Source organism: Gemmatimonadota bacterium, assembly GCA_026706845.1.
In the GTDB taxonomy this organism is placed as follows: domain Bacteria; phylum Latescibacterota; class UBA2968; order UBA2968; family UBA2968; genus VXRD01.
The window spans coordinates 1-13,674 of sequence record JAPOXY010000211.1; the positions used below are offsets into that span (position 1 = coordinate 1).

General features: G+C 53.2%; 10 protein-coding genes. 8 read left to right on the forward strand and 2 right to left on the reverse strand.

Features of this window, described 5'->3' with window-relative positions; genetic code table 11:
• The first annotated feature begins 165 nt into the window (after window positions 1-165).
• From OXG87_19265 to OXG87_19285, 5 genes are all read left to right on the forward strand, one after another.
• Entirely contained in the window at window positions 166-2,127 is a 1,962-nt protein-coding gene (locus OXG87_19265) for a glycogen debranching enzyme N-terminal domain-containing protein (protein ID MCY3871694.1), read from the forward strand.
• 12 nt (window positions 2,128-2,139) lie between these two features.
• Window positions 2,140-3,744, forward strand: coding sequence for a DUF4038 domain-containing protein (locus tag OXG87_19270; GenBank protein MCY3871695.1), 1,605 nt, complete (start codon window positions 2,140-2,142; stop codon window positions 3,742-3,744).
• Window positions 3,745-3,753: 9 nt separating this feature from the next.
• Window positions 3,754-4,593 carry a phytanoyl-CoA dioxygenase family protein gene (locus OXG87_19275; GenBank protein ID MCY3871696.1) on the forward strand — a complete coding sequence of 280 codons (840 nt, stop codon included), beginning with the start codon at window positions 3,754-3,756 and terminating at the stop codon, window positions 4,591-4,593.
• Window positions 4,594-4,612: 19 nt separating this feature from the next.
• Window positions 4,613-6,787, forward strand: a complete 2,175-nt coding sequence (locus OXG87_19280; GenBank protein MCY3871697.1) for a malate synthase G — start codon at window positions 4,613-4,615, stop codon at window positions 6,785-6,787.
• A gap of 106 nt (window positions 6,788-6,893) precedes the next feature.
• Window positions 6,894-7,640: a type III pantothenate kinase gene (locus OXG87_19285; GenBank protein ID MCY3871698.1), complete on the forward strand. Its 747-nt coding sequence runs from the start codon at window positions 6,894-6,896 to the stop codon at window positions 7,638-7,640.
• Here the strand turns inward: OXG87_19285 and OXG87_19290 are convergent.
• Complete coding sequence (locus OXG87_19290; GenBank protein ID MCY3871699.1) at window positions 7,623-10,337, reverse strand: heparinase II/III family protein; 2,715 nt, start codon at window positions 10,335-10,337, stop codon at window positions 7,623-7,625. The two genes, OXG87_19285 and OXG87_19290, sit on opposite strands and share 18 nt — an antisense overlap.
• Window positions 10,338-10,505: 168 nt before the next feature.
• Here OXG87_19290 and OXG87_19295 point away from each other — a divergent pair, with 168 nt between their 5' ends.
• Genes OXG87_19295 through OXG87_19305 form a run of 3 tightly spaced genes read left to right on the forward strand, consistent with a single transcriptional unit; the run spans window position 10,506 to window position 13,153 of the window.
• The gene (locus OXG87_19295) at window positions 10,506-11,543 is read left to right on the forward strand and encodes an NAD-dependent epimerase/dehydratase family protein (protein MCY3871700.1); all 1,038 of its coding nucleotides are present in this window, start codon (window positions 10,506-10,508) and stop codon (window positions 11,541-11,543) included.
• A 16-nt stretch (window positions 11,544-11,559) separates the two neighbouring features.
• Complete coding sequence (locus OXG87_19300; protein MCY3871701.1) at window positions 11,560-12,351, forward strand: hypothetical protein; 792 nt, start codon at window positions 11,560-11,562, stop codon at window positions 12,349-12,351.
• Complete coding sequence (locus tag OXG87_19305) at window positions 12,338-13,153, forward strand: adenylyltransferase/cytidyltransferase family protein (GenBank protein ID MCY3871702.1); 816 nt, start codon at window positions 12,338-12,340, stop codon at window positions 13,151-13,153. The genes OXG87_19300 and OXG87_19305 overlap by 14 nt, the downstream gene beginning before the upstream one ends.
• Before the next feature lie 4 nt (window positions 13,154-13,157).
• Here OXG87_19305 and OXG87_19310 read toward each other — a convergent pair.
• On the reverse strand, window positions 13,158-13,674 hold a 517-nt coding region (locus OXG87_19310), incomplete at its 5' end, for a hypothetical protein (protein ID MCY3871703.1).

A 13,674-nucleotide genomic window follows, 5' to 3' on the forward strand; every position in this document is an offset into this window, starting at 1 on the left:
AAGCAAGCAACTACTGTTGATCCCACAATCCCTGCTGAAGCAACAAGGTTTTAGACTCCCAATGCTTTAGATTTGGGAGTACGTCAACGCAAATATTTATAGATACAAAACTGCCTGGTGTCAAGGATGGGAGGGAATATTCCATTCGGTGAATGGAAAAGGTTCATGGATATTTTCGTTAAAAAAGAAATATGCCGAGACCTTGATCAGGCGATGGGGCGGGAGTGGCTTGAGACCAATGGTCTGGGTGGATTTGCGTGTTCGACTATTATCGGGATGAATACGCGGCGGTACCACGGTTTGCTTATTCCCGCACAAAATGAGTCACACGATCGATTTGTCGCGCTGTCCAAATTTGAAGAGACGCTTATTGTGCCCGATATGGGGACTTTTGAACTGAGCAGTAATTGCTACGCTGGCGATATCCACCCGCACGGTTATCGCCATCTCGAACACGTCCGACTGGATCCCTTTCCCACCTTTACCTATTGTACTGACGATTTGTGTTTTGAAAAGCAAATTTTTATGGTTTATGGTCAAAATACCACTGTGATTACTTACGGTGCTTTTGATCGCCCGGTTAAACTTGTGCTGCGTCCGCTCGCGGCTTTCCGAGATTACCATCACCTGATGCGCCAGAATGATATGCTCAATGGCGATGTCGATATTTGCGATGGTTTGATGAGTTTTCAGCCTTATTCGGAATTTCCGCCTTTGTATATCGCGCACGATGGAGAATTTCAATTGCGTGGCGATTGGTATTACAATTTTGAATATGCCGTTGAAGCCTATCGCGGCCTGGATTATCGGGAAGATCTGTATTGCCCCGGAGAATTTACCTTTGATCTCGAAGTGGGCGAATCCGCGCATTTGCTCGTCAGCCTTGAACGCGACACATGCGATCAGGTGAATGCGCTTCGGCAGGCTGAGATAGATCGAAGAAATAAAATTGTTCAATCAGTTCCCAAATGCACGGGTCTCAGTTTGAGTGCCGATGCTTTTCTCGTTAGACGCAGCGATGCTCGCGCTACCATTATCGCGGGTTATCCCTGGTTTACGGATTGGGGGCGCGATACGATGATTGCGCTTCCCGGTCTCGCACTGGTGACCGGACGATTTGAGGAGGCCCGCGATATTCTCGCTGCTTATGCGCGTTTTTGCGACGGGGGGATGATTCCAAACCGTTTTCCCGATTGCGGTGATGTACCCGAGTACAATAGTGTAGATGCAACCCTGTGGTACGTCTATGCGGTGGACCGCTTTTTGGCGTACACAGATGATTATGCTTTTGTGCGCGAAACCCTCTGGCGAGTGTTACAGGAGATTATCCACTATTTTGTTTCGGGAACGCGCTATAATATCCGTCTGGATTGCGATGGGTTGCTTTATGCCGGAGAGCTTGGTGTGCAGCTCACATGGATGGATGCTAAGGTAGGAGATTGGGTCGTTACCCCGCGGCAGGGCAAGCCCGTTGAGGTCAATGCGCTGTGGTACAATGCGTTGTGTGTGATGCGCGATCTGGCTGATAGATATGGTGAACCCGGGCTTAGCGCCGAATACGCCAATCTTGCGGAAAAAACAGCCGCGCGTTTTGCGGAGGCATTTTGGAACCCGGGCGCGGGATGTTTGTACGACTGTCTGACCGATGAGGAGCCGGATGCGGCGATTCGTCCCAATCAGATTTTTTCACTCAGCCTGCCGCATCGCATGCTCGATTCCGCGCGTGAACGCAGTATTCTCGATGTGGTCGAACGCGAGTTGCTCACGTCTTATGGTTTGAGAAGCCTGTCGCCTTCCGACGCGGCATACAGGGGCACTTATGGCGGCGATCCGTATAGTCGCGATGGCGCGTATCACCAGGGGACGGTTTGGGCATGGCTTATGGGTCCGTTTATTACTTCATGGGTTCGCATTCGCGGCAAGGAGGCAGATGTTCGTACTTCTGCAAGAGATATGTTGCGCCCTTTGTTGCGCCATGTTGAAGCGTCGGGTCTGGGACATATTTCTGAAATTTTCGATGGCGATCCGCCCCATGCATCTCGCGGTTGTTTTGCCCAGGCGTGGAGTACTGCCGAAGTCTTGCGCGCTTTTGTAGAAGATGTGCTGGATCAGGGACCTGAAAAATGAAATAGAGGGGATATGAGTGAAATAGATCAAAACGGTCGTGAGCCGGTTGTGACAAAATGGGGACGCATTGAGATCGATTTCGAGAGTGATAAAGATTACGGAAATCCCATTCAAGAAGCGGCATTGCAGGTGGTGTTTACATCGCCGTTTGGATCGGTCTATAATGTGATGGGATTCTGGGATGGCGGGCGGCAATGGCGCGTGCGTTTTTGTCCAGATGAAGAGGGCGAGTGGTCGTATGCGACATTTTTTTCAGATGCGGAAAATACGGGATTGCACAATCGCGAGGGGCGTTTTACCTGTGGGCCATCGCAGACGAGCAGTGAATTTGATGTACACGGCCCGATTGCGCTGTCCGCAAACAGGCGGCATTTTGTTTATGCGGATGAGAAGCCGTTTTTCTATATGGCAGATACGGCTTGGAATGGCTGTTTGCGGGCGACGCGGGATGAATGGCGCTATTATCTCAGCGAGCGCGTGCGGCAGGGATTTAATACCGTGCAATGGGTGGCTACGCAGTGGCGTGCGGCTCCAGATGGCGATATCGAGGGCAATCTGGCGTTTTCCGGTGTGGAAAAGATCGCAATAAATCCGGCTTTTTTTCAGCGTTTGGATGACTGGGTGGAGATGACTTTTCAGGCGGGCTTGGTCAATGCGCCCGTGATGTTGTGGGCATTGGGAGGGCGCAGTCATCCGGAAAAGAGTCCGGGCGTCTCGTTGTCAGAGGACCAGATGATTCTGCTGGCTGAATATATGGTCGCGCGATGGGCGTGTTATCCCGTGGTGTGGATTTTGGGTGGGGATGGCAATTACGATGGCGAGAATGCCGAGCGATGGCAGCGCGTTGGTCGCGCGGTTTTCGGGAAAGGTCCCCACGCGCCTGTGGCAATGCACAGTTCGGGGCGACGATTCCCGACTGATGAATTTCGGTCTGAAAATTGGCTCGATGTGGTGGGTTATCAAAGTGGTCACGGCGACAGCGACGAGACTTTGCAGTGGATTGTGACGGGGCCGCCTTCGGAAGATTGGAAAAAGACGCCGCGCCAATTTTATATTAACATGGAGCCTTCTTATGAAAATCACGTGGCCTATCATTCAAAGCGGCCACACGATGCAGCGTCGGTTAGAAGGGCGATGTACTGGAGTTTGCTCAACGCGCCAACCGCTGGCGTGACTTATGGGGGACACGGTGTGTGGGGGTGGGACGATGGCAGCGGGCCGCCTGTTGACCATCCCAATTCGGGAACGCCATTGCCCTGGCATGACGCGCTGATAATGGATGGGGCAGAGCAAGTGCGGCATCTCGTCGATGCATTCGATTCTATCGGGTGGTGGAATTTGCGCCCGGCGCCAGAGTTGTTGGGCGCGCAGCCCGGCGGGCGAGATGTACACAATCACATTTTGATTTCTAAATCTGTGGCAAATGATCTTGTGGTTGCCTATACACCACAGGGCGAGGCGGTGGTGGTGAAGATGGCGGGTTTGTCACCACATCTGCGGGGTATCTGGTACAATCCGCGCGATGGCGATGTCGATGCAGCAGTAGTGCGCGAGGTCAATGGCAGGCGCGTTTACGAAGCACCGGGAGATGGCGATTGGCTTCTGGTTTTGGCATGAGGAGATGATATGGATCACACTTTTGAACAGAATTGCACGGTGTCTTATAAGGTTCTCGGTCCCAATACCCGCGGATCAGATCACTCTTACGAAATAGATGTTTGTGCCTCGGCAGAAGAGTTGCAGCAATTTGATCGAGAAGGGTATCTGGTGCGCGAGGGGTTGTTTGTGGGCGAGGACTTGAAAGCATTGCAATCCGCGCTGGATCGGTTGGAGGATCGGGAATCGGGTGCGTTTCGAGATATGGGAAAGCGGTCATGGGGACGTATTCCGCGGCATTTGATGGATAAAGATCCTGTGTTTTTGGATTTGTTGAAATTTCCTCCTGTGTTATCTATCGCACGGGCGATGATGGGACCGCTGGTGAGGCTTCGGGGATTGAGCGCGCGGATCAGTTATCCGGGTGCGATGCCTCATCAGACCCCATGGCACCAGCATTTGCGCGTGGTTTCCAATCCTTTGCCGCCGTGGTTTTCCAGACCACATGGGATAGATGCTCTGATTTATCTGGATGATTTGAATGAGGATACGGGACCCGTGGGAATTGTGCCGGGGTCGCACAATTGGTTGGATAGAGCACCGCCTCCCGATACTTATGAGCCGGTTGAGGGTGAGCTTGTGGTTCGCGTGAAGGCCGGGGGCGGTGTATTGATTCACAGCAATCTCTGGCATCGCGGATTGCCGACGTTGAGGACAAAGCGCAGGATGTTGATTTTGAGTTATACGCCCACCTGGTTGCGCCGATCACCTCATGGGGGACCGCCCCCCGGTGACGGGTTGACGCAGGCGATTTTAGAAGGCGATGACGAGGAGGCGCGTATTTTGTTGGGCAAAGGTGGATATACTTGAGTTTTCAAAGGAGTGGTATATGAGTGTGGTAGCCGTTGGAAAATTAAACGTAGATGCCGAGCTTTACGCATTGGTCAAAGACGAAATTGCGCCCGATACGGGTGTGGATGCAGAGGCTTTTTGGCAGGGGTTGGAAGGGATTGTAAGAGATCTGGGGGCGAAGAATCGGCGTTTATTGGAAAAGCGCGATGTCTTGCAGGCAAAGATCGATGCCTGGCACAAGGGGCGCGAATCTATTGATGGGGAAGCGTACAGGGCTTTTTTGCAGGAGATCGGGTATTTGTTGCCCGAAGGGGATCATTTTCAGGTGTTGACAAATGGCGTTGATCCAGAGGTTGCGACAGTGGCTGGACCGCAATTGGTCGTGCCGGTGGATAATGCGCGTTATTGTTTGAATGCGGCCAATGCGCGCTGGGGTAGTTTGTACGATGCGCTGTATGGGACAGATGTGATTTCGGAGGATGATGGCGCGGATAGGGGAACGGCGTATAATCCCGTGCGCGGGGAAAAGGTGATTGCCAGTGCGAATGATTTTTTGGATGCGACTGTGCCGCTGTCCAGTGGGTCTTACGCAGGAGTGACGGCGTTTGCTCTGGGCGAAGAGGGCGGGCAGAAGGTGCTTGTGGCAGAGGTTGATGGTCGGGATGCAGGATTGTCAGATTCGAGTCAGTTTGTGGGCTATGAGGAACGAGATGGGGTACTGTCCAGTGTGTTGTTGGCGCACAATGGATTGCATATTGAGATTCAGATTGATCCGGCCCATCCCATTGGCAAAGACCATCCGGCAGGGGTAAAAGATGTGGTGCTGGAGTCAGCTATTACCACGATTCAGGATTGTGAGGATTCCGTATCTGCTGTGGATGCCGCGGATAAGGTGCTTGTGTATCGCAACTGGTGCGGTTTGATGAAGGGGACGCTGGAGACGACTTTCGAAAAGAATGGACAACCCCTGAATCGCAAATTGAATCCCGATAGGAATTATATTTGTCCAGACGGCGGTGAGCTGGTACTGCCGGGGCGAAGTACGCTGCTGGTGCGAAATGTAGGGATTCACATGTACACCGATGCGGTGACGACTGCCGATGGAGAGGCGATTCCCGAAGGGTTTTTGGATGCGATGGTGACGTCGCTGGCGGCTATTCACGATTTGAAGGGCAATGGCGCGTTTCAAAATAGCCGCTCGGGCAGTGTGTATATCGTAAAGCCCAAGATGCACGGGCCTGAAGAGGTGGCGGCGACAGTAGAATTATTCGGGCGCGTGGAGGATGCGCTTGGACTTGCGCGAAATACGCTGAAGATCGGGATTATGGATGAAGAGCGGCGCACGACTGTCAATTTGAAACGCGCTATGTGGGAAGCTCGCGAGCGCGTCATTTTTATCAATACGGGATTTTTGGATCGCACGGGTGATGAGATGCACACGAGTATGGAAGCCGGTGCTATGCTTCCCAAGAATGAAATTAAGGCGCAACCGTGGTTGACGGCTTATGAGGATTGGAATGTGGATGTGGGTATTGAGACGGGTTTGATTGGCAAGGGGCAAATTGGCAAGGGGATGTGGGCGATGCCGGATGCGATGCGGGAGATGGTGGAGACGAAGATGAATCACCCGGAAGCCGGGGCGACTACTGCGTGGGTTCCGTCGCCAACTGCAGCGACATTGCACGCGATGCACTACCATCAGGTGAATGTTTCGGCGCGGCAGGCAGAACTCGCGAGGCGAGAACGCGCGAGTCTGGAGGCGATTTTGACGCCGCCTTTGCTGGATAGGGATCTGACGGTTGAGGAGATCGCACGGGAATTGGACAATAACGCGCAGGGTATTTTGGGCTATGTGGTGCGCTGGGTTGATCAGGGTGTTGGCTGTTCCAAGGTGCCGGATATTCACGATGTGGGTCTGATGGAAGATCGCGCGACTTTGCGCATTTCGAGCCAGCATATCGCCAACTGGTTGCATCACGGGATTGTGAGTGCAGAGCAGGTCCGCGAGACGTTTGAGAAGATGGCTGCAGTTGTAGATCGGCAGAATGCGGGCGATGTGGCGTATCGCAATATGGCGCCAAATTTTGATGAGAGTATTGCGTTTCAAGCGGCGCTCGATCTGGTTTTCAAGGGGCGCGATGTGCCCAATGGATATACTGAACTGGTTTTACACGCGCGGCGGCGAGAGGTGAAGGGGAAGTGTAAAGTGTGAAGGATGAAGTGTGAAGGGAATCTCACACTAAGACACAAAGACACGAAGGCAAAGAGAGACTGGGGCTGGGGGCTGGTTAGGCTGATCGCTAAACAGGAAGTGAATAATGGGGCGAAAGCTGCTGGTTTTTGATGTGGGCAATTCGCGTTTGAAGGCGGCGTTATACGATGATGATCGTCTGATTGCGCGTGTGTCTCTTAGCGGAGTTCAAGATGCGACACAGGTCGTGAATGTTCTCAAATCGCGTTTTGCCCCGAGGGGAGCGCCCGATCGGTGTTTGGTTGCTTCTGTGGTGCGCGGTGCAGATGAGGTGATCCACAAGGCGGTTCAGACGGTATGGGGGTTAATACCACAGGTGGTCGATACGGATATGGATCTGGGGGTTGATGTCGCTGTGTCCCGTCCCGACCATGTTGGCATTGATCGACTATTGCAAGCCGGCGAGGCGTTTCGCATATGCGCGGGAAGTGTGGTTGTCGCTGCTTTTGGCTCTGCGTTGACTGTGGATCTGGTGACGGCAGATGGTGTTTTTCGCGGGGGGACGATTGCGCCGGGTTTGGGTATGGGATTGCGCGCGCTGCACGATGAAACGAGTTTGCTTCCCCATGTAGCGCTTCAAGCACCTGATTCGGCTGTTGGGACGGATACGGTTTCTTGTATCCGGGCGGGGGTTATTTATGGGGCTGCTGGTGCTGTAGAGCGACTGTTTAGTGAACTGGTTCCCGATGGGCGTGCGACGCTTGTTTTGACCGGGGGCGATGCCGAGTTGATTGCGCCTTTTATAAAATTTCCCCATCGGGTGGAGCCAGACCTGGTCATGCGTGCGCTAATTTCGTTAGATCGCAGGATTTAAGGTTGCGGCGTTGAGGAGAACAATGCGGTCGCACGCGATGGCGGGATAATCCCGCACGGTAATGGTTTTTTCCGAGGCGGATTCGATTTCGTAGCCGGTGTCTGCGCACAGAAGATAGGTTCCGGGGAGAGCGTCGGGTTCGGGCACGGTTTGCGATATATGATAGGTGCGATTGTCAACTGAGGTGACGTCGAGTGGGGTCTGTGCCTGCGGGAGTGTGAGGGTGTGACTGCCGCAGCGGAGTTCGGTGCCGCAGAGCAGATAAGCCCGTTGGAGATTGCCCTGGTTGTCGATGGATGCGTATGCAAATTGGCCTGTGATGGAGAGGGGTCCGAGGTCGTGGGTTGTACCTTCTGGGGCTGAGAGGATGTAGTCGGTGCAGCCATCGCGTTTTACAGCTATGGCCATGGCGCTGGTGTTGGGGTCGTTCAGGATCAGGTGTGCGGATTGGACGGGTGATGTGTCGGTGTAGGGTGCGATGACGGCGGCGTACTGACTATTTGTGTTCGCGTCGTCTTTGCGTTCGGCCAGGATTTGCTGGACGGGTGGGGCGTTGAGCTGGTCACCCAGGTCTGAGCGCCAGCCGGGGGCGTCTGCGAGCAGGAGGCGATGGGTGGGGTTGAGCAGGGTGAGGTCCATTCGCAGGTCCTGGTTTTGCCAGGTGGCGGTGAAGGGGACTTGAGGATGGTCGGCGCGGATGTTGTCGAGCCATTCGATTTGTTCATTTATGGGTTGGGGATCGGCGCCGCGAATGCCCGTGAGTCGGCCATTGCAGTGGAAGCCATACTGGTGGAGATTGCCGCCGTTTATTCGAAAGAAGTCGATGGCGTAGGTCTGTTCGCCGGGGATCTGGATGAGTGCGCAGGTGCGCTGATAGCGGTCACATTGCTCGTACGGGGCGGCGGATGCCTGGACGATTTCGACGCCTGTACCCGTGCCAAAGAGTTCCAGGCTGGCGGGTTTTGGGTTGCCGCTCTGGTTTTGGGCGTCAACGGTGACGATGTTGTGGGAGAGGGTGCTTTTGGTCCAGGCATTTCTGGGGTCGTCCCAGATATACCCCCTGTCTGCGGCCATTTCCCGCCCATGGGCGATGTAGATGATGCCCAGGCTGTCGTAGTGGCGGTGGCCGCCATAGCCATAACCGTTGAGATAGAAGGCGGTGTGACCTTTTGGGTTTCCGCCGCGCAGGACGGCGACGTGCCAGCCGGGGAACCATTCGGTGTGGTGGGGCAGGTCGGTGTCCTGTTCGGCTACTAGATCGGGGTTTCGGTGCCAGAGGGCGTATTCGTCGCCTTTTTGTGAGAGCGGGGCGTTCTGCGATTTTTCTAGCAGGCCAGCGTAGCGGTTGCCGTAGTGGGCGGATAGGATTTCGGCGTAGATGGGGTCGATGCTGCGGCCTTCTCGGGAGTCTCCGATGACGGGGTCTTGCAGGTTCGGGTCGAGCATGCGGGCCATGCTTTCCAGAGCCAGGCGATAGCGGTCGAAGTGCTGAAAGGGGTCCAGGTTTTTGAGGGGTGGACCGGTTTCGGGTTCGTAGCCGTCGGGATCGGAGTAACCGACGAGCAGTTCTGGTATGTCGCGCAACAGGTTGAGGTGCATGGCGGAATAGGAGGGAGATTCGGTGCAGAAGCCGTCGAAGTGGAAGGCATCTTCGAGGAGGGTTTCAAGACCTTCGATGGCGCGGCGCACGCTTTGTGGTCTGTTAAAGAGTATGCCGACAGCGGCGCTTAGTGCGCGGCCGGGACCGCATTTGTTGTTGATTTCGCTCCAGTTTTCGGTGTCTGCACAGCCGGATAGGATGAGGTCTTTGACGATGCGTTGATCCATTTCGGGTGTGAGGACGGGTGAGCCATCCTGATATTGGGCTGTTCGGATGAGGTCGTAGGCGAGGGTGATCTGGAGAATGCTTCCGCCGTCAGAGCCGCTGCTGCCAAAGCGTCCGGCGCCCCAGAAGCCGTTGTTGAGTACTGCATGGTCGGCCTCGCGATGGCGGCCTTCAAAGGCGGTGATGATGGTTTCGACGGGAAAACGCCCGGCGCGGGGATATTTGCCCAGGGAGATGGCGACTTCGGCCGGCGGACAATCCGCTATGGTGCCGTCGTAGGAGTGGAAGAGCCAGTTGGGGTATCGCCGCGCCATGCAGTCCATGATATAGGCGCACCACCGGGCGTATAATACGTCATCCGTGAGGGCGTATAATTTGGCAAGCGGTAGTATTTGTTCGAAGCACCAGCGGCTTTTTTTTGTTCGGATGATGCCAGTCCAACTCGTGTGTACGGGCCAGTTGACCCATTTGAAGGCGTGTTTGCCGGATTTGTCTTCGGGGTGGGCGCGTTCTTCGTCGGTGAGATAGAAGGTGAAGGTCTGGTTCATTCTGGCCGCGGTGATGCTGCCGGTTTCGGGATAGTTGGCGTTGGGGTACTCGGTTTTGCAGTATTTGCAGATGAGTCTGTCCGGATCGGTGGGATCCCATTCGTACAGGCCGGTTTCACCCATGGAGGAGAGGCGGTTGACGCAGACGGGACAGTTCTGGCCGTATTCGGGCCAGGGGGTGAGTTCGGGTATCATGGCGTCGATGAAGTCGCGGTTCTGGTCCATGAGGTGGGCGACCTGTTGTTTCCAGTCTTCGAGGATGACCTGCGCCCAGGGATAGCGGCTGAGGTTTTTACGGGCGTTTTCGACGTTGAGTAGCGGCATGGGTGCTCCTGTGGAACGCGTTGATCTTATGGTTTTTACTTTTTGCAATATATTGAGAAACCTATCTTGTGTCTAACCATTCTTGCGTCTTGTGTCTCTCTTTTGTAATATCTCCACTGACCAGACGCATAATACCAGAATACAGGCTATTTATTTTGGAGGAATACGATGGGAAAGCAGCAAATAGCAGCAACGACGCTCAATAAAGACGATTTGATCGTTATTTGTGGGGCGGGCGGTTTTATTGCGGGTGCACTGACGCGATATTTTTACGATCAGGGGTTTGTGCGGCTTCGCGCTGTTGATAAGAAACCCTTGCCCGAGTGGTACCAGCGCGTATCGGGGGTGGAGAATCTGTGTTTGGATTTGAGCGATGAAGACAATTGCAAACGCGCCGTTGAAGGTGCTGCTGAAGTGTACAATCTCGCGGCGGATATGGGGGGAATGGGATTTATCGAGCGTTTCAGGGTCGAGTGTTTGCGGAGTATTCTGATCAATACCCATCTGATTGAAGCCGCCTATTGGGCGGGTGTTGAGCGGTATTTCTTTTCTTCTTCTGCCTGCGCGTATAATACCGAATTACAAGAGGATCCCAATGTGCGCGCTCTGAAAGAATCAGATGCATATCCGGCTATGGCAGAGCGCGGATACGGTTGGGAGAAGTTGGTTTCGGAGATGTTTTGCGAGGAATATTGGGCAGAGCGCGGGATGAAGACGGCGATTGCGCGGTTTCACAATGTGTATGGTCCTTATGGGACGTGGGATGGTGGGCGAGAGAAGGCACCTGCAGCACTTTGCCGCAAAGCGATTGAGGCCAAAGATACTGGCAAGCTCGAGATTGATATTTGGGGCGATGGCAATCAGACGCGCAGTTTTATGTACGTTGACGATTGTATTAGAGGCGTCGATATGATTATGCACAGTGAGGACCTCGTTGCAACGCCTATTAATCTGGGTTCGAGTGAGTTGGTTTCTATCAATGAATTGGTGAGTGTTATTGAGGAGATCGGCGGTATTAAACTCAATCGCACGTATGATTTGTCTGCGCCTCAGGGCGTTGCCGGTCGCAATAGTGACAATGCGATGATTAAAGAAATGCTCGATTGGGAGCCTGATACTTCTTTGCGAGACGGTATGGCTAAGACTTATGCGTGGATTGCACAGCAATATGCGGATCGCAAAGCGGGCAAACCGACGGTGAGTTAAGCAGGGTATTTATTATATGAGCAGAGATATTACGAGCGTTATTGGCAATATTCCCTTTCGCATGGCTTTTGCCGGTGGGTGGATTGATCAGCCGTTTTTGTCGCAGCACAATCCATCGCCTCCCGGGTCTATGGTTGTGATTTCGCTCGAGCCGACTAGCCGTTTTATGAATCGCTGCGGTATGGCGACGAGTACGCGAGATGTTGCGATGAGGCTCTGGGGTTCTGCGTTTCCCGATCGCGCGCCGTCCGATCTGGTGAAGGAGTTGTACACGGTTGAAAATGAGGGCAAGGCCGAGCCGTCGGGGTCGCAGGATATGATTGGGTTGCTTTATCCGGGTGTGAGCAGGCTCGATTACGATTGCGAGTACGAGGGGGGGTATTTTCCGGTCCATATCGAGTCCAATAATGACCCCGATGTCGCGCGTTGGATCGAAGATGTGATCTACATGGTTCCGGTTGCGCCGCGTCCCGATGGCTATGAGCCGTTGGGTGAAAAGAATTTAGATCCGATATGGATTGAGAGATTGAGTCAGGCGGGCAAGGATTGTTATGATGCGATTATTGTCAGGGATATCCGGGGTTTGGGCGCGTCTCTGAATGAGTGTATGGTGTGTTGGGAGACTCTTTTGCCGCATACGGTGCGTCATCCGACTATTCGGATTGATTTGATGGGTATTTTGGAATATTATCAGTCGAGATATGTCGGGGCGATGTATTCGGGGTGTGGCGGTGGGTATATATACGTTGTGTCTGAAGAACCCGTGCCGGGCGCTCTTCGCGTGGATGTCCGATATGACAGAGGGTAGTGATATGGAGACGGTTGTTGTTTCAGGCAGTTTTGACGATATGAGGGCGCGCGATATCCGTTTTTTACAAGAGGCTTCTCGATACGGATGTCTTCACGCGCTGGTATGGGGGGATGATGTCGTCAAAGGGCAAACCAAATTTCCGGAAGAAGAACGCATGTATATGATGGATGCGATTCGCTATGTGGATCGCGCGACGCTTGTGACGGAGTTGGCAGATAAAGACGGTCTTCCCGATGCGGTCCAGGCCGATATGTGGGTGGTGGATGAACGAGATGATTCGCTGCAGAGACGACATTTTTGCGATGTGCATAATATTGCATATCGCGTTTTGGCTGCAGACGATGTGAGGGGGTTTCCGATAGGGGAGACAGCGGATGGGGGTGCGAATAATAAAAAAGTGATTGTTACGGGTTGTTTTGACTGGTTTCACTCCGGGCATATCCGGTTTTTTGAAGAGGTGTCGGAGTTGGGCGATTTGTACGTGGTTGTGGGGCACGATGCAAATGTCCGTTTGCTCAAGGGGGAACATCATCCGATGTTCGGTGAGGACGAACGACGGTATGTGGTGCAATCCGTCCGTTTTGTCAAACAGGGGATCATTTCCTCTGGCGATGGATGGATGGATGCTGCGCCTGAGATTGCGGTTATTAAACCGGATATTTACGCGGTGAATGAAGACGGCGATAAGCTGGAGAAGAGAGTTTTTTGCGAGGAACACGATCTGGAATACGTCGTGTTAAAACGCGCGCCAAAGGAGGGATTGCCCCGCAGAGCAAGTACGGTTTTAAGGGGGTTTTGATTCTCTATTCGTACCGTATCAAATCTACAGGATTGGTCCGTGTGGCCCAATAGGATTGAATCCCTACGGTGATCAGGGCAATTGCTAATGCGGCTATTGTACTTAGTGTGAAACTCGTGATACCTGGTGTAATGCGGTACGAGAAATCCTGAAGCCAGATGTCAATAGCATAGTAAGCCACTGGCCAGGCAATCAGGCTGGCGATGGATACCAATTTCATATACTCTTTAGAGAACAGAATCACGATATTTGTAATTGTAGCACCGAAAATCCTGCGAATACCTATTTCTTTAGTTCGCTGCTGAATCGCAAAAGAAGCCAGGCCGAATAATCCAAGGCAAGCCATTGTAATTGCAATTAGAGAAAAAAGAGTCAAAAGTCTTCCCATCTTGTGTTCTGATTGATGTAGTCTTGCGAAATATTCGTCAATAAAGAAGTATTCAAATGGAGATCCTGGAGATATAGACCTCCATTGTTTTTTGAGAAGATCAAGCGTGTTTTCGATATTTTTTGTACGAAGC